Origin of the sequence: Streptomyces sp. NPDC089424 (assembly GCF_044749345.1) — a bacterium.
In the GTDB taxonomy this organism is placed as follows: domain Bacteria; phylum Actinomycetota; class Actinomycetes; order Streptomycetales; family Streptomycetaceae; genus Streptomyces.
This window is the reverse complement of record NZ_JBIVHU010000011.1, coordinates 172829-193203: the sequence shown is the minus strand read 5'-3', so window position 1 is coordinate 193203 and position 20375 is coordinate 172829. Positions and strand designations below refer to the sequence as shown.

The window sequence follows — 20375 nt, the reverse complement described above, 5'->3', positions numbered from 1 at the left end:
ATGCGCCGGGTGCTCATCGCCAACCGTGGCGAGATCGCCGTCCGGGTGGCCCGGGCCTGCCGGGACGCCGGTGTCGCGAGCGTGGCCGTATACGCCGACCCGGACCGCGACGCCCTCCATGTCCGGGCCGCGGACCAGGCGTTCGCCCTGGGCGGTGACACCCCGGCCACCAGCTATCTCGACTTCGGCAAGGTGCTCGGGGCGGCCCGTGAGTCGGGAGCGGACGCCGTCCATCCGGGCTACGGGTTCCTCTCGGAGAACGCGGAGTTCGCGCAGGCGGTGCTGGACGCGGGGCTGATCTGGATCGGGCCGCCGCCGCAGGCCATCCGCGATCTGGGTGACAAGGTCGCGGCCCGGCACATCGCCCAGCGTGCCGGTGCCCCGCTGGTGGCGGGGACGCCGGACCCGGTCTCAGGCGCCGACGAGGTCGTGGCGTTCGCGAAGGAGCACGGGCTGCCGATCGCGATCAAGGCCGCGTTCGGCGGCGGGGGCCGCGGCCTGAAGGTCGCCCGGACCCTGGAGGAGGTGCCCGAGCTGTACGACTCGGCGGTCCGTGAGGCCGTCGCCGCGTTCGGCCGGGGCGAGTGCTTCGTCGAGCGCTACCTCGACAAGCCCCGCCACGTCGAGACCCAGTGCCTGGCCGACACCCACGGCAACGTCGTGGTCGTCTCCACCCGCGACTGCTCCCTCCAGCGCCGCCACCAGAAACTCGTCGAGGAAGCCCCCGCCCCGTTCCTGTCCCCGGCACAGGTGGACGAGCTCTACACGGCGTCCAAGGCCATCCTCAAGGAAGCCGGCTACGTCGGCGCCGGCACCGTCGAGTTCCTCGTCGGCCTCGACGGCACCATCTCCTTCCTCGAGGTCAACACCCGCCTCCAGGTCGAACACCCCGTCACCGAGGAAGTCTCCGGCATCGACCTGGTGCGCGAGATGTTCCGCATCGCCGACGGCGAGGCCCTCGGCTACGACGACCCGCCGCTGCGCGGCCACTCCTTCGAGTTCCGCATCAACGGCGAGGACCCCGGCCGCGGCTTCCTGCCCGCCCCCGGCACCGTCACCACCTTCACCGCGCCCTCCGGACCCGGTGTCCGCCTGGACGCCGGCGTCGAGTCCGGCAGCGTCATCGGCCCCGCCTGGGACTCCCTCCTCGCGAAGCTGATCGTCACCGGCCGCACCCGCGCCGAGGCCCTCCAGCGCGCCGCCCGCGCCCTGGAGGAATTCACCGTCGAAGGCATGGCCACCGCCATCCCCTTCCACCGCGCGGTCGTCAAGGACCCGGCATTCACCCCCGAACTGACCGGCTCCACCGCCCCCTTCACCGTCCACACCCGCTGGATCGAAACCGAGTTCGCCAACGACATCGAACCCTTCACCGCACCCGCCGACGACACGGAGAACGAGGGCGGCGGCCGTGAGACGGTCGTCGTCGAGGTCGCCGGGCAGCGCCTGGAGGTGACGCTGCCCGCGTCGCTCGGGCGGGTGCCGGAGCGTCAGCTGAGCCTCGTCGGGGCCGCCGCCGCCAAGCCGCGGCGCCGCAACTCCGGCGGTGGCGCGGGCGCCGCGGCCTCCGGCGACACGCTCACCTCGCCGATGCAGGGGACCGTCGTCAAGGTCGCCGTCGCGGAGGGGCAACGGGTCGAGCAGGGCGACCTGGTCGTCGTACTCGAGGCGATGAAGATGGAGCAGCCGCTCACCGCGCACAGGTCCGGCACCGTCACGGGGCTGGCCGCCACGGCGGGGCAGGCCCTGACCTCCGGTGCCGCCGTCTGTGACATCAAGGACTGATCCACGTGGCAGCACTCACCTACACCGACGCCATGGGCGAGGCACTCCAGCGACTGCACGGAGTGGGCTTCGAGCACGGCGGGTCCTTCGTCAACCACGCGCCGATGGCCGCGGAGGCGCTGGCGCACATGGGGTACGCCGACGAGGTGCCCGCCTGGGTCGACCACAACCTGCGCCACCGCGAGTACCACGACGTCCCCGAGCGCCGCTGGGCCATCGACCCGGCCGACCCGGCGGACTGGCGCGGTGCGCTCGGCGACTTCGCACGGGTCGCCGACTGGACCGGCCTGTTCGAGCGGGAGCTGGCCCGGGAGCCGTGGACCGAGGTGCTGGCCCGCTGGTGGCCCCGGCTGCTGCCCGGCATGTCGGGGATGCTGACGCACGGAGTGATCCGCACCGCGCACGCGGTGCGGGCCGTCGCCGCCGCCGGCGAGGACGACCGGCTCCAACTGACCGAGCTGGCCCACGGGCTGGGCTACTGGGCCGCACGGCACTCCACCGGCGGCGTCACCGTGGCCGGGGAGCCGCCGCCGGACCTGCCGGACGGGGACGACGGGCGGGAGCCAGTCGTCCGTGCGCTGGACGAGCTGGTCGCCGAGTACGCCGGGATCTACGCCACCGTCGCCCAGCGGCACCCCATCCCGCTGATCCACGCGGTCACCGGACCGGCCGCCGTACGGCTGGTCGTCGGGCATCTGCCCGAGGCACAGCGGCTGCCGTCGTACCAGGTCGCGCGGCCCGTCAGCCGCCGGATGCTCGACTGGTTCCACGCCACGCCCCGGCCGGCGGCGCCGCTGCCCCAGGCACCGGACGTGGCCGAGGTGTTCGCGCGGGCCGCCGAGATCGGCGACGAACACACCATCAAGCTCGCCGAGGTCGCGGTGCGGCACGAGGCGATCGCCCCCGACCCGCGGCACGCGGCCGCCGCCCAGGTGGCGAACGAGGGCATCGGCCGCTTCTACCGCTGAACCACCCCTGCCGGTTTCAGATCGTTTCCGGACTCTTTCCGACCCGTTCCTTCCCCGCCCGGAGGGCGGGTTGTCCCGAGGAGTGTCATGGACGCACAAGTCATCGTCGTGGGCGCAGGACCGGCCGGGATGATGCTGGCCGGCGAGCTGCGGCTCGCCGGCGTCGACGTCATCGTCCTGGAGAAGCTGCCCGCGCGGACCGGGGAGTCACGCGGCCTCGGCTTCACCGCCCGCACCATGGAGGTCTTCGACCAGCGCGGACTGCTGCCCCGGTTCGGCGACATCGAGGTCAGCAACGTGGGCCACTTCGGGGGCCTGCCGGTCGACTTCGGTGTCCTCGACGGAGCCCACCAGGCCGCCAAGACCATCCCCCAGTCCGTCACCGAGACCGTCCTGGAGGAGTGGGCCACCCAGCTCGGCGCGGACATCCGGCGCCGGCACGACGTCGTCTCCGTCAAGGAGAAGGAGGACAGCGTCGAGGTCGAGGTGCGCGGCCCCGAGGGCGTGCACCGGCTGCGCGCCGAGTACCTCGTCGGCTGCGACGGCGGCCGGTCCACCATCCGCAAGGCGGCCGGATTCGACTTCCCCGGCACCGCGTCGACCCTGGAGATGTTCCTCGCCGACGTCAAGGGCATAAAGCTGGAGCCCCGCATGATCGGCGAGACCCTGCCCGGCGGCATGGTCATGGTCGGCCCGCTGCCCGGCGGGATCACCCGGCTGATCGTCTGCGAGCGGGGCACCCCGCCGCAGCGCCGGGAGCAGCCGCCGACCTGGGACGAGGTGGCCGCGGCCTGGCAGCGGCTGACCGGCGACGACATCTCGCACGCCGAGCCGGTGTGGGTCTCGTCCTTCGGCGACGCCACCCGCCAGGTCACCGAGTACCGGCGCGGCCGGGTCCTGCTCGCGGGCGACTCCGCGCACATCCACCTGCCGGCCGGCGGGCAGGGCATGAACACCAGCATCCAGGACTCGGTCAACCTCGGCTGGAAGCTCGGCGCGGTGGCCCGGGGCCGGGCGCCCGAGGCACTGCTGGACACCTACCACGCCGAGCGGCACCCGGTCGGCAAGCGGCTGCTGATGAACACCCGGGCGCAGGGCCTGCTCTTCCTGTCCGGGCCCGAGGTGCAGCCGCTGCGCGACGTGCTGGGCGAGCTGATCCGCTACCCCGAGGTAAGCCGGCACTTCGCGGCGATGGTGTCCGGCCTGGAGATCCGCTACGACCTCGACGGCGGCCCCCACCCGCTGCTCGGCCGCCGGCTGCCCGACGTGAGGCTGACCGGTCACCGGCTGGTCTCCTCCAGCACCGAGGCCCTGCACGCGGGCCGCGGCGTGCTGCTCGACCTCGCGGACAACGAGCGGCTGCGCGACCGCGCCTGGGACTGGCAGGACCGCATCGACATCGTCACGGCCGAGCCCGTCCTGCCGGAGGACAGCCCGCTCGCCGGCACCACCGCGGTCCTCGTCCGCCCCGACGGCTACGTGGCCTGGGCCGCCCCGGGCAGCCACGCGGACCTCCCGATGGCCCTGGAGCACTGGTTCGGCCCGGCGCGCTGACCTGGGCGACACCCGCACGCCGTCGACCGACCCCCGCGACCCCGCGACGCACCTCTGAATGGAGAGATCATGCACAGCACGTTGATCGTCGCCCGGATGGACCCGGGTCACAGCACCGAGGTGGCCCGGCTGTTCCAGGAGTTCGACCGGAGCGAGATGCCGCATCTGATGGGCACCCGGCGCCGCCAGCTCTTCGCCTACCGCGGTCTGTACTTCCACCTCCAGGACTTCGATTCCGACAACGGCGGCGAGCTGATCGAGGCGGCCAAGACCGACCCCCGCTTCGTGCAGATCAGCGAGGACCTCAAGCCGTTCATCGAGGCCTACGACCCGGCGACCTGGCGGTCCCCCGCGGACGCGGTCGCCACGCGCTTCTACGACTGGGAGGGCCGGGCGTGAGCGCCAGGCGAGTGGTCATCACCGGGGTCGGCGTCACGGCCCCCGGCGGTGTCGGCACCAAGAACTTCTGGAACCTGCTCAGCGAGGGACGCACCGCCACCCGGGGCATCACCTTCTTCGACCCCTCCTCCTTCCGCTCCCGCGTCGCCGCCGAGATCGACTTCGACCCGGAGGAGCACGGGCTCGGCCCGCAGGAGATCCGCCGGATGGACCGCGCGGCCCAGCTGGCCGTGGTCACCGCCCGCGAGGCCCTCGCCGACAGCGGCCTGGACCTGAGCGGTGCGGACCCGCACCGGGTCGGCGTCACCATCGGCAGCGCGGTCGGCGCCACCATGGGACTCGACCAGGAGTACCGCGTCGTCAGCGACGGCGGGCGCCTGGAGCTGGTGGACCACGCCTACGCCGTACCGCACCTCTACAACTACCTGGTGCCCAGCTCCTTCGCCGCCGAGGTGGCGTGGGCGGTGGGCGCCGAGGGCCCCGCGACGGTCGTCTCGACCGGCTGCACCTCGGGACTGGACTCGGTCGGCCACGCCGCCGAACTGATCCGGGAGGGCTCGGCCTGCGCGGTGGTGGCGGGCGCGACGGACGCCCCGATCTCCCCGATCACCCTGGCCTGCTTCGACGCGATCAAGGCCACCACCCCGCGCAACGACGACCCCGAGCACGCCTCGCGGCCCTTCGACGGGACCCGCAACGGCTTCGTGCTCGGCGAGGGTTCGGCGGTGTTCGTCCTGGAGGAACTCGAAGGAGCGCTTCGGCGGGGCGCGCACATCTACGCCGAGATCGCCGGCTACGCCTCGCGCTGCAACGCCTTCCACATGACCGGACTGCGCCCGGACGGCGTGGAGATGGCCGAGGCCATCACGGTCGCGCTGGACGAGGCCCGGATGAACCCCGAGGCCGTCGACTACGTCAACGCGCACGGCTCGGGCACCAAGCAGAACGACCGGCACGAGACGGCGGCGTTCAAGAAGAGCCTCGGCGAGCACGCCTACCGGACCCCGGTGTCCTCCATCAAGTCGATGGTCGGGCACTCGCTCGGCGCGATCGGCTCGATCGAGATCGCCGCGTCGGTCCTCGCCATGGAGCACGGCGTCGTGCCCCCGACGGCGAACCTGCACACCCCCGACCAGGAGTGCGACCTGGACTACGTGCCGCTGACGGCCCGTGAGCACCGCACCGACGCCGTGCTGACCGTCGGCAGCGGATTCGGTGGTTTCCAGAGCGCCATGGTGCTCGCCCGACCGGAGAGGAGCGCGGCATGAGCACGGCCGCGACGCGCACCGTCGTCACGGGGCTCGGCATAGCCGCCCCCAACGGCCTCGGCACCACCGACTACTGGGCGGCCACCCGCTCGGGCAAGAGCGGCATCGGCCGCATCACCCGCTTCGACCCCACCGGCTACCCGGCCAAGCTCGCCGGCCAGGTGCCCGGCTTCCACGCCGACGACCACCTGCCCAGCCGGCTGCTCGCGCAGACCGACCACATGACCCGCCTCGCCCTGGTCGCCACCGACTGGGCGCTGGCCGACGCGGGCGTCACGCCCGCCGAGCTGCCCGCGTACGACATGGGCGTGGTCACCGCCAGCTCCTCCGGCGGCTTCGAGTTCGGCCAGGGCGAGCTGCAGAAGCTGTGGAGCCAGGGCAGCCAGTACGTCTCGGCGTACCAGTCGTTCGCCTGGTTCTACGCCGTCAACAGCGGTCAGATCTCCATCCGCAACGGCATGAAGGGCCCGAGCGGGGTGCTGGTCTCCGACCAGGCCGGCGGGCTCGACGCGATCGCCCACGCCCGGCGGCAGATCCGCAAGGGCACCCAGCTGATCGTCTCCGGGTCGATCGACGCCTCGATCTGCCCGTGGGGCTGGGTCGCCCAGCTGGCGAGCGGGCGGCTGTCCGAGGGGGAGGAGCCCGACCGGGCCTACCTGCCCTTCGACACGGCCGCCGCCGGGCACGTGCCCGGCGAGGGCGGGGCCATCCTGATCCTGGAGTCCGCCGAGGGCGCCGCCCGGCGCGGCGTGCGGGTGTACGGCGAGATCGCCGGCTACGCCGCCACCTTCGACCCCGCCCCCGGCAGCGGGCGGCCGCCCGGCCTGCGCAAGGCGATCGAACTCGCCCTGGCCGACGCGGGCGTGGACGCCGGAGACGTCGACGTCGTCTTCGCCGACGGGGCGGCCGTGCCCGAGCTGGACCGGATCGAGGCGGACGCGCTCAACGAGGTGTTCGGTCCGCACGGCGTCATGGTCACCGCCCCCAAGACGATGACCGGGCGCCTCTACTCGGGCGCCGCCCCCCTGGACGTGGCGACCGCCCTGCTCGCCATCCGGGACGGCGTCGTGCCGGCCACCACCCACGTCCACCCCGACGCCTCCTACGACCTCGACCTGGTCACCGGCGAGGCACGGGCAACCGAGGTCCGCACGGCACTGATCCTGGCCCGAGGCCACGCCGGCTTCAACGCGGCAACGGTGCTCACGGCCCCGTAGGCCGCCCGGCGGCCCGGCAGTTGGCGCGGCGCGCGAATGCCGGGGGTTCTCCTGCGGGCGTCCCGCCCCGCCCCACCACGCGCAGCGCTTCACCGACCCACGCCAATGACGAGACGGCGACGGTGGTCACGGACCCGTCCGGCGGTCCGGGCCCTGGGCGTCCGCCGACACGAGTCCAGCGGCGCCCCGCCGCGCTGCGAGACGGCGACGGTGCTCACGGCCCCGTAGGCCGTCCGGCGGTCCGGGGGCGGGCGCGGCGCGCGGGTGCCGGGGTTTGTCCGGCGGGCCCGCTTCGGCGGTCCCTGCCCCGCCCCACCGCGCGCAGCGCTTCACCGACCCTCGCCGCCGTCGAGACGGCGACGATGCTCACGGCCCCGCAGACCGCAGGGCGTCCGTCCGACAGCAGTCCAGCGGCGCCCCGCCGGCTGCGAGACGGCGACGGTGCTCACGGCCCCGTAGGCCGTCCGGCGGTCCGGGCCACGGGTGTCCGTCCGACGCACGCCCCGCCGCGCGCACCGCCCTGCGAGCCGAGTGGCCTCGGCGTGTGGCGTGCCGCGCCGTTCCCGCCCCTGAACGCGCCCGCGTGCCCGGTCCTGCCGTCTCTCCCACGGTGGTCCGGGCCGCGGGCGTCCGCACGTTCCCGCAAGACCCAGACGAGAGGAACCTCCCGTGTCCACCCAGTCCTTCACCCTCGACGACCTCAAGCGCATCCTCCTGGAGTCGGCCGGGGCCGACGAGAACGTCGACCTGGACGGCGACATCCTCGACACCGACTTCGAGGAGCTCAGCTACGAGTCGCTGGCCATCCTGGAGACCTGCGGCCGCATCGAGCGCGACTACGCCATCTCCCTGGACGACAGCGTGGTCACCGAGGCCAGGACGCCGCGCGCCCTGCTGGAGATCGTCAACAACCAGCTCGCCCAGTCCGCGCAGGCCGCCTGAGCCGCCGTCCCGCCCCGAGGCCGTCCCCCTCACCCTCACCCCGGTGTGCCGGTGCCCGCCCCCGAGCGGGGCACCGGCGCACCCCCCGAGATGCCCAGACATGCCCACACACCGTGACAAGGGAGCAGCAGTCATGTCCGACAAGCACGAGCGGGTCGCCCTCGTCTCCGGGGCCACCAGCGGAATCGGCCTCGCGGCGGCGCGGCTGCTGGCCCAGCAGGGTCACCGCGTCTTCCTCGGCTCCCGTGACGCCGACAACGTCGCCCGGACCGTCAAGGAGCTGACCGCCGAGGGACTCGACGTCGACGGCGGCACCCTCGACGTGCGCTCGGCGCTGTCCATCGAGAGCTTCGTCCAGGCCGCCGTGGACCGCTTCGGCCCCGTCGACGTCCTGGTCAACAACGCGGGCCGGTCCGGCGGCGGCGTCACCGCCGACATCGACGACGAGCTCTGGTACGACGTCGTCGAGACCAACCTCAACAGCGTCTTCCGGCTCACCCGCGCGGTCCTCACCACCGGCGGCATGCGGCACAAGAACCGCGGCCGGATCATCAACATCGCCTCCACGGCCGGCAAGCAGGGCGTGGTCCTCGGCGCCCCCTACTCCGCCTCCAAGCACGGCGTCGTCGGCTTCACCAAGGCCCTCGGCAACGAGCTCGCCCCCACCGGCATCACCGTGAACGCGGTCTGCCCCGGCTACGTCGAGACGCCCATGGCGCAGCGGGTGCGCGCCGGTTACGCCGCGGCCTACGACACCACCGAGGACGCGATCATGGAGAAGTTCACGGCGAAGATCCCGCTCGGCCGCTACTCCACCCCCGAGGAGGTCGCCGGGCTGGTCGGCTACCTCGCGTCCGACACCGCCGCCTCCATCACCGCGCAGGCCCTCAACGTCTGCGGCGGCCTCGGCAACTTCTGACCGGCCCGCCCGCCCCCGTACCTTCTCCGAGGAGTTCACGCATGTCCGCATCCGAGCTGCGGGAAGTCGAGCACGAGATCACGATCGGGGCCCCGGCCGCCGACGTCTACCGGCTGATCGCCGACGTGGCGAACTGGCCGCGGATCTTCCCCCCGACCATCTACGTCGACCACCTGGAGCGTTCCGGCGACGAGGAGCTGATCCGTATCTGGGCGACTGCCAACGGCGAGCCCAAGAACTGGACCTCGCGCCGCGTCCTGGACGCCGAGGCCCTGCGGATCACCTTCCGCCAGCAGGTCTCCACCCCGCCGGTCGCCACAATGGGCGGCACCTGGATCATCGAGCCGCAGGGCGACGGCGCCTCGCGCGTGCGGCTGCTGCACGACTACACGGCCGTCGACGACGACCCGGCGGGCCTGAAGTGGATCGACGAGGCCGTGGACCGCAACTCCCGCTCGGAACTCGCCTCCCTGAAGACCAACGTCGAACTCGCCGCCGCCTCCGCGGAGCTGACGTTCTCCTTCGAGGACACCGTCGAGGTCGACGGCTCCGCCAAGGACGTCTACGACTTCGTCAACGAGGCGGGTCTGTGGTCCGAGCGGCTGCCCCACGTGGCGACCGTCCGGCTCACCGAGGACTCCCCGGGCCTGCAGACCCTGGAGATGGACACCCGTGCCAAGGACGGCTCCACGCACACCACCCGGTCGTACCGGGTGTGCCTGCAGGGCCGGAAGATCGCCTACAAGCAGACCACGCTGCCGGCGCTGATGAACCTGCACACCGGCTACTGGACGTTCACCGACACGGACACCGGCAGCACCGCCTCCTCCCAGCACACCGTCGTGCTGCGCCCCGAGAACATCGAGAAGATCCTCGGGCCGGGGGCGGGCGTCGCCGAGGCCCGGGAGTACGTGCGCTCGGCGCTGAGCACCAACAGCCGGGCCACCCTCGGCCACGCGAAGGCGTACGCCGAAGCGAGGCGCTGACCATGGCCGGCGCCGACGCTGCCGTGACGGACGTCGTCGTGGTCGGCGCCGGACCCGTCGGGCTGATGCTCGCCGGGGAACTGCGGCTCGGCGGCGCCGACGTGACCGTACTGGAGCGGCTGGACACCCCGACCACGGAGTCCCGGGCCTCCACGCTGCACGCGCGGACCATGGAACTGCTCAAGCAGCGCGGACTGCTCGACGGCCCGGACGGCTTCGGCGATCCGCTGCCGCCGCACGAGCCGCGCGGCCACTTCGGCGGGTTGCCCATGGACCTCACGCTGCCCAGCCCCTATCCGGGGCAGTGGAAGGTGCCGCAGGTGCGCACCGAGGAACTCCTCGGCGCCCGCGCGGCCCGCCTCGGCGTCCGCGTGCTGCGCGGCCACGAGGTCACCGGGCTGACCCAGGACCAGGGGCAGGTGACGGTGTCCGCCCGGCACGCCGGGCGGCCGGTCCGGTTCACCGCGCGCTACGTCGTCGGCTGCGACGGCGAGCGCTCGGCCGTACGCCGGCTCGCGGGCGTCGACTTCCCCGGTGACGACGCCGAGCGGGAGCTGATCCGCGCCGACGTCGGCGGCATCGACATCCCGAACCGGCGGTTCCAGCGGCTGCCCGTGGGGCTCGCCATCGCCGCCCGGCGCGGCGACGGCGTGACCCGGGTGATGGTCCACCGCTTCGGCACCCCGCCACGGGACGGCGAGGCACGCTTCGCCGACATCGTCGAGGCCTGGCGGGAGGTCACCGGCGAGGACATCGCCCACGGCACCCCGCTGTGGGTCAACTCCTTCGGCGACGCCTCCCGGCAGGCCGCGCGCTACCGCGTCGGCCGGGTGCTGCTCGCCGGTGACGCCGCCCACCAGCAGATGCCGATCGGCGGCCAGGCCCTCAACCTCGGCCTCCAGGACGCCGTCAACCTCGGCTGGAAACTCGCCGCGACCGTGCGCGGGCGCGCCCCCGAGGGACTGCTCGACACCTACCACGACGAACGGCACGCCGTCGGCCGCCGGGTCCTGTCCAACATCCGGGCCCAGGCGCGCCTGCTGCTGGGCGGGCCGGAGGTCGAGGCGCTGCGCTCGGTGATCGGCGAACTGACGTCGTACGAGCGGGTGCGCGCGCACCTGGCGGGCACGATCAGCGGCCTGGACGTCCGCCACGGCACCGGCGACGGACCCACGCTCGCCGGGACCCGGTTGCCGGACGCCGCCCTCCTGGGCGCCACCGGACCCCGCTCCACCCTGGACCTGCTCCGCGAGGCCCGCGGCCTGCTGCTCGTGCTGACCGACGCGCCGGAGCCGTTCGCCAGGGTCGCCCGGCCGTGGTCCGGTGCCGTCGACACCGTAGCGGCCCGCCCGGCCGAGGCCGGCGCGCTGCCCGAGGCGGCCGCCCTGCTCGTACGCCCCGACGGATACCTCGCCTGGGCCGGTGACACCCCGGAAGGACTCGACGCGGCGCTCGCCCGCTGGTTCACGCCCGGTCCGCGCACCGCACCGCACCGCACGCATCCCCACCGACAACACCACGTCAGGAGAACGAAGATGGGCAACCTGACCGGCAGGACGGCGCTCGTCACGGGCGCCAGCCGAGGCATGGGCCGGGCCACCGCGCAGCGGCTCGCCCGCGACGGCGCGCTGGTCGCCGTCCACTACGGCACCAACGAGGACGCGGCCGCCGAGGTCGTCGCCGGGATCGAGCGTGACGGCGGCCGGGCGTTCGCCGTACGCGCCGAACTCGGCGCCCCCGGCGACGTGCACGAGCTTTTCCTCGCCCTGGAGCAGGGCCTGAAGGAGCGCACCGGCTCCACCGAGCTGAACATCCTGGTCAACAACGCCGGCGTGATGGGCGGGGTCAAGCCCGAGGACACCACGCCGGACATGTTCGACCGGATCTTCGCCGTCAACGCCCGGGCGCCGTTCTTCCTCGTCCAGCGGGCCCTGACGAACATGCCCGACGGCGGGCGGATCGTGAACATCTCCTCGGGCCTGACCCGGTTCGCCAACCCCGACGAGATCGCCTACGCCATGAGCAAGGGCGCCGTCGAACAGCTCGCGCTGCACTACGCCAAGGCCCTCGGCCCGCGCGGCATCACCGTCAACAGCGTCGCCCCCGGCATCACCCGCAACGGCAACGCGCTGTTCGACATCCCCGAGGCCGTCGAGGCGATGGCGGCCCTGTCCACCTTCAACCGGGTCGGCGAACCGCAGGACGTCGCCGACGTGGTCGCCTTCCTCGTCTCCGACGACGCCCGCTGGGTCACCGGCTCCTTCGTCGACGCGAGCGGCGGCACCCTCCTCGGGTGACGCCGTGACCAGGACGCACCCCGCGCCCGCCGTCGGCGCCGCGGACGGGCGCTGGAGCCCCCGGCTGTGGGGGCTCCTGCTCGTGCTCGCCGGCAACATGCTCATCGACGCCCTCGAGGTGTCCGTGGCGGTCGTGGCACTGCCCTCGATCGGCACGGACCTCGGGCTGCCGCTGACGGACGTGCACTGGGCGATGACCGGCTTCGCCGTCGGCTTCGGCGGTCTGCTGCTGTTCGGCGCCCGGGTGGTGAGCCTGCTGGGGCGCCGCCGGGTCTACCTGGCGGCGCTGCTCGCCTTCGCCGCCGCCTCCGCCCTGAGCGCGCTCGCCCAGGAACCGGCGCTGCTCGTCGCCACCCGGCTGGTCAAGGGCTTCTGCGCGGCGCTGACCGCCCCCACCGGCCTCGCCATCATCGCCACCGCCTTCCCGCAGGGCCCGGCCCGCGACCGGGCGGTGTCCGTCTACGCCCTGTTCGGCGCCGGCGGCTTCACGGCCGGCCTGCTGCTGTCGGGCTGGCTCACCGAGGTCAGCTGGCGACTGGCCTTCGCGTTCCCGGCCCCCGTCGTGCTGGTCCTGTTCGCCCTCGCCCTCCGGCTGATCCCGGACGAGGACCCGGCCCCGGCGAGGACCTCCCCACGCCGCTACGACCTCACCGGCGCCGCCACCTTCACGGCGGCGCTCCTCGCCCTGGTGTACGGCATCGGCGCCGTGCCCGCGCACGGCTGGACGTCGCCCCGGGCCGCCGGGCCGCTCACCGCGGCCGTGGTGCTCCTCGCGGTCTTCGCGGTCGTCGAACGCACCACGTCCGCACCTCTGGTGCAGCCGCTGCGCGACGCCGCCCTGATCCGCTCGGCGCTCGGCGCGGCCTGCCTGAACGGCTCCTATCTGGGGCTGCTGTTCGTGCTGACCTACCAGATGCAGACCGTCGCCGGCTGGCCGCCGTCGACGGCCGCGCTCGCGCTGCTCCCGGCCGCCGCCCCACCGGCGCTCACCGCGCTCGCCTCCGGCCGCCTGGTCGCCCGCTTCGGCGCACCCCGGCTGATCGCGGCCGGCGCCGCCTGCGCGCTCGCCGGGTACCTGCTCCAGCTCTCGCCCGCCTGGCCGCTCCACTACCCCGCCCGGCTGCTGCCGACGCTGCTGCTGGTCGGGGCCGCCTTCGTGCTGTCCTTCGCCGCGCTGAACATGCAGGCGACCTCGGGGCTGAGCCCCGAGCGGCGCGGCGCGGCCGGCGGCCAGTACCAGACGGCCGTGCAACTGGCCGCCGCGGTGGTGGTCGCGGCCGTCGCCGCGCTGCTCGCCGCCGCCGCGGAACCCGGCGCCACCGCGGCCGAGGCCGTCGAGGCCTGCCGGCCGGCGCTGATCCTGGTGGCCGTGCTCGGCGGACTCGGAACCCTCACCGGCCTCACCGGCCTCAGACGCCGCTGAGCCCCCCGACCGGGCCGGCCGCTCCCCCTCCACCCACCCACACCCAACGGGGCACGCAATGGACCAGACAACGAAGACCTGGGTCTTCGACGACCTCGACGATCTCGACGACCTGGACTACGAGTTCGAGCAGGACACCGTCGTCGACGTGGACCCGCCGGACCCGGCCCACCTGTCCGCCTGCGGCGAGAGCGAGCGGCTCCGGCTGATCGACGCGTACGTACGGGCCGAACTCGCCCGGGTGCTGCGGGTGCCGCCGCACACCATCGACACCGAGGGCCGCCCGATGAACAGCCTCGGCATCGGCTCCATCAGCGGACTCGAACTCCAGCGCCGGATGGAGGCGGCCCTGCGCCTCGACGTCAACCTCAACATGCTGCTGCGCGCCAACAGCGCCGCGGAGCTCATCGAGTGCCTGTCCGGGCAGCTCGGCCCCGGGGACAGCCCGCACAAGCGCGGCGGGCAGGGCGCCCACCTGGTCTCGCACGACGGGCCGGGCACGACGTGATCCCGGAGCTGGTGGTCCGCGAGGGACCCGAGACCGTGAGGACGCGGCTGCCGGCCCCGGGGCAGCTCGACGTGTGGCTGGTGCGCCGGCCCCGGCTGGAGACGGCGGCGGAGCTGCTGGACCTGTCCGAGCTGGACGACGCGGAACGCCGGCGCACCGCCTCCTTCGTCCGCCCGACCGACGGCATCACGTACGCGTCGGCGCATGTCGCGCTGCGCCGGCTGCTCGGCGGGTACCTGGGCCTGGCGCCGCGCGCGGTGCCGTTCGTGCGGGAGCCCTGTCCCGGCTGCGGCAAGCCGCACGGACGGCCCGCCGTCGCGCACCCCGATCCGCCGCTGCACTTCTCCCTGGCGCACAGCCACGGCGTGGCCGTCGTCGCCGTCGCCGCCACCGTGCTCGGCGCCGACGTGGAGCGGCTGCCGAGGGACGAGACCGTCGAGGTGTGCGCCCCGGCGCTGCACCCGGGGGAGCAGGAGGAGCTGGCGGGCCTGCCCGTCGAGGAGCGGCGTGCGCTCTTCGGACGGATGTGGACCCGCAAGGAGGCCTACCTCAAGGCGCTGGGCACCGGCCTGTCCCGGGACCCGGGCCATGACTACCTGGGGGCCGACAGGCGGCGCCGCCCACCGGGCTGGACCCTGCTGGACCTGCCGTCCGGGCCTCGCCACAACGCCGCCGTCGCGGTGCTGGGCGGGCCGCCCGAGCGGGTCACCGTGCGCTGGGTGCCGCCGACCGCGCTGTACGCCGGCGGGACGGTGGACCTGGACGCCGACGGCTCGCACACGCACGAACCTGACTGGGGAGCGTGAGAGGCACCACATGACGACCGACCAGAAACCCGATCAGAAAGCCGATCAGAAACCCGATCAGAAAGCCGACCAGAGGACCGATCAGAGGGCCCCCGCCGCCGACCGGCCGAGCCTGCACGACCGCGAGCACCGCGGTCAGTGGAGCGCCGCGGAACGGCTGGAGGAACTCAGCCTGATCAAGCAGGCCGCCCGGCACGGCGATCCCCTGGCCACCGAGCGGCAGCACGCCAAGGGCAAGCTCACCGCCCATGAGCGCATCGAACTCCTGCTCGACGAGGGGTCGTTCACCGAGGTCGAGATGTTGCGCCGGCACCGGGCCAGCGGCTTCGGGCTGGAGAAGAAACGTCCCTACACCGACGGGGTGATCACCGGCTGGGGCACCGTCCACGGCCGTACCGTCTTCGTCTACGCACACGACTTCCGCATCTTCGGCGGCGCCCTCGGCGAGGCCCACGCCCAGAAGATCCACAAGATCATGGACATGGCCATGGCGGCCGGAGCGCCGCTGGTGTCGCTCAACGACGGGGCGGGGGCCCGCATCCAGGAGGGCGTCAGCGCGCTCGCCGGCTACGGCGGCATCTTCCAGCGCAACACCCGCGCCTCGGGCGTCATCCCGCAGATCAGCGTGATGCTCGGCCCGTGCGCGGGCGGCGCCGCCTACAGCCCCGCCCTGACCGACTTCGTCTTCATGGTCCGCGACATCGCCCAGATGTTCATCACCGGACCCGACGTGGTCAAGGCGGTCACCGGCGAGGAGATCACCCAGAACGACCTCGGCGGCGCCGACGTCCACGCCACCACCTCCGGCGTCGCCCACTTCGCCTACGACGACGTCCGTACGTGCATGGAGGACGTGCGCCACCTGCTCTCGTTGCTGCCGGCGAACAACCGCGACCTGCCGCCCCGGATGCCGAGCGCCGACCCCGCCGACCGGCGCACCGACCGGCTGCTGGACCTGGTGCCCGAGGACCCGAGCCGGGTGTACGACATCCGGTCCGTGATCGAGGAGATCGTGGACGACGGCGACCACTTCGAGGTCCACCCGGACTGGGCGACCAACGTGGTGTGCGCGCTGGCCCGGCTGGACGGCGAGGTCGTCGGCATCGTCGCCAACCAGCCCGCCTCCTACGCCGGGGTGCTCGACATCGACGCCAGCGAGAAGGCGGCGCGCTTCGTGCAGTTCTGCGACGCCTTCAACATCCCGATCGTCACCCTGATCGACGTGCCGGGCTTCCTGCCGGGCGTCGACCAGGAGCACAACGGGATCATCCGGCGCGGCGCCAAGCTGCTGTACGCCTACTGCAACGCCACCGTGCCGCGCATCTCGCTGGTGCTGCGCAAGGCGTACGGCGGCGCGTACATCGTCATGGACTCCCGGTCCATCGGCACGGACCTGGCGCTGGCCTGGCCCTCCAACGAGATCGCGGTGATGGGCGCGGAGGGCGCGGCGAACGTCATCTTCCGCCGGGAGATCGCCGGCTCGGACGACCCGGACACCACCCGCGCGCAGAAGATCAAGGAGTACCAGGCGGAGCTGATGCATCCCTACTACGCCGCCGAACGCGGCCTGATCGACGATGTGATCGACCCCCGGGACACCCGGGGGGCCCTCGTCCGCGCCCTGTCGATGCTGCGCAGCAAGCAGGCCGACCTGCCGTGCCGCAAGCACGGCAACCCGCCGCAGTGAGCACGCGGGACGCGCTGGTCATCAAGGTCGTCAAGGGCACGGCGACCCCGGCCGAACTCGCGGCCCTGACCAGCGTGCTGCTCGCCCGCGCCGCCGCCCTCGCGGCCGTCGGCCCCGGCCTGCAGGACCAGGCCCCCCACCCCACGGCGGGCTGGCGCCGCCCGGAACGCGTCCCGGCGCACCGCGACCCGCGGGGGTGGCGGGTGTCGGGCAGCCGGGCGGCGTAGGCGCGCCACCCCAGGTGCCGTCGAACGCCCCCCTTGGCGAGGGGCGCTGCCGAAACGGAGCTTCTTCCCCATGACCTTGCCGCACCACGAACAGAGCGACACCGTCACGCTCCCGCGGGCCGAACTCGGCGTGCTGCGGGAGCGGTTGCGCGAACTGGGCGACCGGGCAGAGATCACCGAACTGATCGACCGGTACGTCACCCTGCTCGACGCCCAGGACGCCGGCGGGTACGACGAGAGCTGGCCCCGCACGGTCTTCACGGACGACTGCCGGCTGGAGTTCCCGGTCGGCACGGTGCGGGGCCTTCGGACCGCCGCCGCCTTCCACTTCGACCGCAAGTCACGCTTCGCCCGCACCCACCACCTGGCCTCGAACTACGGCATCACGCTGGACGGCGACAGGGCCCGCGTCCGGGTGCACATCCTCGCCTCCCACGTCCACCACGACGACGGCCCCGACCCCGGGGGCCGCTTCGACATCGGCGGCTGGAGCGAGGGCGAGACCGTGCGCACCCCGCGGGGCTGGCGGATCAGCCGCTGGCGGTTCCATCTGGTGTGGTCCGACGGCGCGGGCCCGCGCCCGGGTCCCGCACCGGCCACGCTGCGCAGCTCCCAGCCACGCCCGCGCACCGCCCCCACTCCCAGAAAGGACGACACCGTGTCACGGACTTCGGCCGCCACCCTCGATCTCGGCGCCCTGCGCGCCGCCTCCGGCGAGGACCGGCTGCGGGCCATCGAGGCGTTCGTCTCCCGCACCCTGGAGACCTACCTCGACGTCCCGCCCGCCCACCGCGTCCACCGCGACCGCCCGCTCTACGCCCAGGGCATCGACTCCCTGACCGCCCTGGCCTTCCAGCGCAAGCTGGAGAACGCGCTGCGGATCCCGGTGCCCACCCACCACCTGCTGCGCGAGCAGTCGGTCAGCGAGCTCGCCGCCACCCTCGACGACCTGCTCACCCACGCGGAGCGCCGGGAGGCCGCCACGGCCTCCGTGTAGGCGCTCCGGCACGCGGGCGTGCCGCCACCGGACGGGGGCGGCATCCGCGCCGCCCCACGCCTCTCGCCCATCGGGCCGTCGGTGGGGAAGCCGGTGTAGGAGGATGACGCGACGGGACGACGCAAGGAGCCCCGCGCGAGGCCCGTCCCGAGCACCCTCACCGACTCCCCGGCGGAAGGCCGCACTTGAGTACCGAACGCATCCTGGTGACCGGCGGCACCGGTTTCATCGGCTCGCACGTCCTGCCCGTGCTGCGGGCGGCCTCCGCCGCCCCGCACGGCCCCGCCCTGAGGCTCCTCACCCGTCGCCGCCCCGGTCCCGAGGCCCGAGGCGCGGGCCCGCGGAGCGTGTACGGCGACCTCGCCGACCCGGCCTCGCTGCACGGCGTCTGTGAGGGCGTCACGACCGTCCTGCACCTCGCGGCCCGGATCGGCGGCACCCCGCAGGAGTGCCGGACCGTCAACGAGGAGGGCACCCGTGCCCTGCTCGCCGAGGCGGAACGGGCGGGCGTACGCCGGATCGTGCAGCTGGGCACCGCCGCCGTCTACGGCGACGGACCGCACCGCGGCGCACGCGAGGGCCGGATCGCCGAGGCGCCGGTCTCCCCGACCAGCGAGACCCGCCTCGCCGGGGAACGCATGGTCCTGGCCGCCGGCGGCACCGTCGTGCGCCCGTTCCTCGTCTACGGCGACGGGGACGCCTGGGTCGTGCCCGGCATCGTCCAGCTGCTGCGCCGCGTGCCGCACTGGGTGGGCGGCGCCGACTCCCGGCTCTCCCTGATCTCGGCGCCCGTCCTCGCCCGGGCCCTGGCCGAACTGGCCCTCGCGCCCGAGGCGCCGGCCGCCGGTGTCCTGCACGCCGCGCACCCCGAGCCCGTGACCCTGCGGGAGCTGCTCACGACCGTCTGCGGCGCCCTGGACCTGCCCCTGCCCGACGGCGAGATCACGCTCGACGAGGCGCTGGCCCGGCTCGACGCCCACGGCCCCGCCGCCCGGCGCCCCTTGGCCCTGGTCGCGGTCGACCGCTGGTACGACACCGACGCCCTGTGGTCCCGGCTGACGACCACCCCGGGAGCCCCCTTCGCCGAGGCGTTCGAGGAGTGCGCCCCCTGGTACCGCCGGGCTCTGGCCCACGCGGGGCAGCCCGCGGCGCCGGACCTCAGGCGGTGATGACGCCCCGCAGCGCCCGCACCAGCGCCTGGGCGCGCGGGTCGGCCGTCACGCTCTTGCGGAAGCCGTTGGTGACATAGCCGAAGGCGATGCCCGCATCGGGGTCCGCGAAGCCCAGCGAGCCACCGCGGCCGGGGTGGCCGAAGGAGGCGTCCGACAGCAGCGGGGACGCGCTGCCGTGCAGCATGTAGCCGAGCCCGAAGCGGGTTCCTACCACCAGCACCCGGTCCGGCCCCGCCGACTGCTCGCCGCGCGCCGCCTCCACCGTCTCCGGCGTGAACAGCCGTACCCCGCCGTCCACCTCGCCGATCAGCGAGGCGTAGAAGCGCGCGAGGCCGTCGGCCGTCGCGATGCCGTTGGAGGCGGGCAGGACGGCCGAGCGGTAGACGGGGTCGTTCTCGTCCGGCGGGGGCGCTATCGCGCCGAAGGCCCGGCGGGTGACGGAGTCCGGGTCGGCGTAGGCGTCGGACACCGCCCGCTTGGGCCGGGTCCTGAGCCCGTTCGCCGCGTCCGGGGCCTCGACCTTGCCGACCCGGCCCACGCGCCCGGCCTCCCGCTCCGGCAGCCCGAGCCACAGCCGGGCCCCGAGCGGTCCGGCGATCTCGTCGGCGATCCACTCCCCGGCCGACCGCCCGCTGACCCGTCGGACCACCTCGCCCACCAGCCAGCTGTAGGTGTGCGCGTGGTAGCCGTGCGCGCTCCCCGGCGTCCACACCGGTGCCTGCGCGGCCACCGCCGCCGCGCCGAGGTCGGGGTCGGTGGCCTCGGCGACGGTCAGCGGCCGGTCCAGGACGGGCACCCCGGCCCGGTGCGAGAGCAGATGCCGTACGAGCGTGCGCTCCTTGCCCGCCGCCTTGTACTCCGGCCACACCTCGCCGACCGGCGCGTCCAGGTCCAGCTCGCCCCGCTGCGACAGCAGCAGCAGGACGGCGGCGGCGACGCCCTTGGTCACCGAGCGCACGATCTGGGCGGTGTCCTGCTCCCACGGAGCCGTGCCGTCGACATCCTTGGTGCCGCCCCACAGGTCGACCACCTTGTGCCCGTCCCGGTAGACGGTCACGGCGGCGCCCCGGTCGCCGAGCGCCTCGAAGTTGCGCGCGAACGCCGTCCTGACCGGCTCGAAGCCCTCGGCCACTGTGCCGTTCACGTCCACGTCCGCACTCCGTCCACTCCACTCGCCCGCGACACCCCGTGCAACGCCGACGGCCGGCCCGGGATTCCTG

18 protein-coding genes are annotated in these 20375 nt (G+C 73.9%); 17 read left to right on the top strand and 1 reads right to left on the bottom strand.

The features are described 5' to 3' along the window. The 17 genes from ACIP2X_RS35535 to ACIP2X_RS35455 all read left to right on the top strand — a co-directional run bounded on the left by ACIP2X_RS35535 (position 1) and on the right by ACIP2X_RS35455 (position 19152). Entirely contained in the window at positions 1 to 1785 is a 1785-nt protein-coding gene (locus ACIP2X_RS35535) for an acetyl/propionyl/methylcrotonyl-CoA carboxylase subunit alpha (protein WP_401681680.1), read from the top strand. A 5-nt stretch (positions 1786 to 1790) separates the two neighbouring features. Further along, positions 1791 to 2753, top strand: a complete 963-nt coding sequence (locus ACIP2X_RS35530; protein ID WP_401681677.1) for a hypothetical protein — start codon at positions 1791 to 1793, stop codon at positions 2751 to 2753. An 87-nt stretch (positions 2754 to 2840) separates the two neighbouring features. Next, the gene (locus ACIP2X_RS35525) at positions 2841 to 4307 is read left to right on the top strand and encodes an FAD-dependent monooxygenase (protein WP_401681674.1); all 1467 of its coding nucleotides are present in this window, start codon (positions 2841 to 2843) and stop codon (positions 4305 to 4307) included. A 69-nt stretch (positions 4308 to 4376) separates the two neighbouring features. Further along, entirely contained in the window at positions 4377 to 4706 is a 330-nt protein-coding gene (locus tag ACIP2X_RS35520) for a TcmI family type II polyketide cyclase (RefSeq protein WP_401681671.1), read from the top strand. Continuing rightward, positions 4703 to 5974: a beta-ketoacyl-[acyl-carrier-protein] synthase family protein gene (locus ACIP2X_RS35515; protein WP_401681668.1), complete on the top strand. Its 1272-nt coding sequence runs from the start codon at positions 4703 to 4705 to the stop codon at positions 5972 to 5974. Before ACIP2X_RS35520 ends, ACIP2X_RS35515 begins: the two co-directional genes overlap by 4 nt. After that, positions 5971 to 7191 carry a ketosynthase chain-length factor gene (locus ACIP2X_RS35510; protein ID WP_401681665.1) on the top strand — a complete coding sequence of 407 codons (1221 nt, stop codon included), beginning with the start codon at positions 5971 to 5973 and terminating at the stop codon, positions 7189 to 7191. The genes ACIP2X_RS35515 and ACIP2X_RS35510 overlap by 4 nt, the downstream gene beginning before the upstream one ends. A 669-nt stretch (positions 7192 to 7860) precedes the next feature. Next, on the top strand, positions 7861 to 8133 hold the full coding sequence (locus tag ACIP2X_RS35505) for an acyl carrier protein (RefSeq protein WP_401681662.1): 273 nt from the start codon (positions 7861 to 7863) through the stop codon (positions 8131 to 8133). Between the two features lie 133 nt (positions 8134 to 8266). After that, positions 8267 to 9052 carry a 3-oxoacyl-ACP reductase FabG gene (fabG, locus tag ACIP2X_RS35500; RefSeq protein WP_401681659.1) on the top strand — a complete coding sequence of 262 codons (786 nt, stop codon included), beginning with the start codon at positions 8267 to 8269 and terminating at the stop codon, positions 9050 to 9052. 41 nt (positions 9053 to 9093) lie between these two features. Further along, entirely contained in the window at positions 9094 to 10038 is a 945-nt protein-coding gene (locus tag ACIP2X_RS35495) for an aromatase/cyclase (protein ID WP_401681656.1), read from the top strand. 2 nt (positions 10039 to 10040) lie between these two features. Then, entirely contained in the window at positions 10041 to 12335 is a 2295-nt protein-coding gene (locus ACIP2X_RS35490; protein ID WP_401681653.1) for an SDR family oxidoreductase, read from the top strand. 4 nt (positions 12336 to 12339) lie between these two features. Continuing rightward, complete coding sequence (locus ACIP2X_RS35485; protein ID WP_401681651.1) at positions 12340 to 13758, top strand: MFS transporter; 1419 nt, start codon at positions 12340 to 12342, stop codon at positions 13756 to 13758. A 58-nt stretch (positions 13759 to 13816) separates the two neighbouring features. Continuing rightward, entirely contained in the window at positions 13817 to 14266 is a 450-nt protein-coding gene (locus ACIP2X_RS35480) for an acyl carrier protein (protein WP_401681648.1), read from the top strand. A gap of 35 nt (positions 14267 to 14301) precedes the next feature. Continuing rightward, positions 14302 to 15072: a 4'-phosphopantetheinyl transferase family protein gene (locus ACIP2X_RS35475; RefSeq protein ID WP_401681646.1), complete on the top strand. Its 771-nt coding sequence runs from the start codon at positions 14302 to 14304 to the stop codon at positions 15070 to 15072. 10 nt (positions 15073 to 15082) lie between these two features. Further along, positions 15083 to 16759 carry an acyl-CoA carboxylase subunit beta gene (locus tag ACIP2X_RS35470; RefSeq protein WP_401681644.1) on the top strand — a complete coding sequence of 559 codons (1677 nt, stop codon included), beginning with the start codon at positions 15083 to 15085 and terminating at the stop codon, positions 16757 to 16759. Beyond that, positions 16756 to 16986: an acyl-CoA carboxylase subunit epsilon gene (locus ACIP2X_RS35465; protein WP_401681642.1), complete on the top strand. Its 231-nt coding sequence runs from the start codon at positions 16756 to 16758 to the stop codon at positions 16984 to 16986. The genes ACIP2X_RS35470 and ACIP2X_RS35465 overlap by 4 nt, the downstream gene beginning before the upstream one ends. A gap of 70 nt (positions 16987 to 17056) precedes the next feature. Beyond that, positions 17057 to 17983 carry a nuclear transport factor 2 family protein gene (locus ACIP2X_RS35460; protein WP_401681639.1) on the top strand — a complete coding sequence of 309 codons (927 nt, stop codon included), beginning with the start codon at positions 17057 to 17059 and terminating at the stop codon, positions 17981 to 17983. Positions 17984 to 18168: 185 nt separating this feature from the next. Beyond that, positions 18169 to 19152, top strand: coding sequence for an NAD-dependent epimerase/dehydratase family protein (locus tag ACIP2X_RS35455; protein WP_401681636.1), 984 nt, complete (start codon positions 18169 to 18171; stop codon positions 19150 to 19152). On the opposite strand, the gene ACIP2X_RS35450 is transcribed toward ACIP2X_RS35455, so the two are convergent. Then, positions 19142 to 20305, bottom strand: a complete 1164-nt coding sequence (locus tag ACIP2X_RS35450; protein WP_401681633.1) for a serine hydrolase domain-containing protein — start codon at positions 20303 to 20305, stop codon at positions 19142 to 19144. The two genes, ACIP2X_RS35455 and ACIP2X_RS35450, sit on opposite strands and share 11 nt — an antisense overlap. Positions 20306 to 20375 lie beyond the last annotated feature (70 nt).

What these genes read in the sequence shown, in the direction of transcription:
- ACIP2X_RS35535 (WP_401681680.1), top strand. Translation starts at nt 1, where the DNA reads ATGCGCCGGGTGCTCATCGCCAACCGTGGCGAGATCGCCGTCCGGGTG.
- ACIP2X_RS35525 (WP_401681674.1), top strand. Translation starts at nt 2,841, where the DNA reads ATGGACGCACAAGTCATCGTCGTGGGCGCAGGACCGGCCGGGATGATG.
- ACIP2X_RS35520 (WP_401681671.1), top strand. Translation starts at nt 4,377, where the DNA reads ATGCACAGCACGTTGATCGTCGCCCGGATGGACCCGGGTCACAGCACC.
- ACIP2X_RS35510 (WP_401681665.1), top strand. Translation starts at nt 5,971, where the DNA reads ATGAGCACGGCCGCGACGCGCACCGTCGTCACGGGGCTCGGCATAGCC.
- fabG (WP_401681659.1), top strand. Translation starts at nt 8,267, where the DNA reads ATGTCCGACAAGCACGAGCGGGTCGCCCTCGTCTCCGGGGCCACCAGC.
- ACIP2X_RS35495 (WP_401681656.1), top strand. Translation starts at nt 9,094, where the DNA reads ATGTCCGCATCCGAGCTGCGGGAAGTCGAGCACGAGATCACGATCGGG.
- ACIP2X_RS35490 (WP_401681653.1), top strand. Translation starts at nt 10,041, where the DNA reads ATGGCCGGCGCCGACGCTGCCGTGACGGACGTCGTCGTGGTCGGCGCC.
- ACIP2X_RS35480 (WP_401681648.1), top strand. Translation starts at nt 13,817, where the DNA reads ATGGACCAGACAACGAAGACCTGGGTCTTCGACGACCTCGACGATCTC.
- ACIP2X_RS35470 (WP_401681644.1), top strand. Translation starts at nt 15,083, where the DNA reads ATGACGACCGACCAGAAACCCGATCAGAAAGCCGATCAGAAACCCGAT.
- ACIP2X_RS35460 (WP_401681639.1), top strand. Translation starts at nt 17,057, where the DNA reads ATGACCTTGCCGCACCACGAACAGAGCGACACCGTCACGCTCCCGCGG.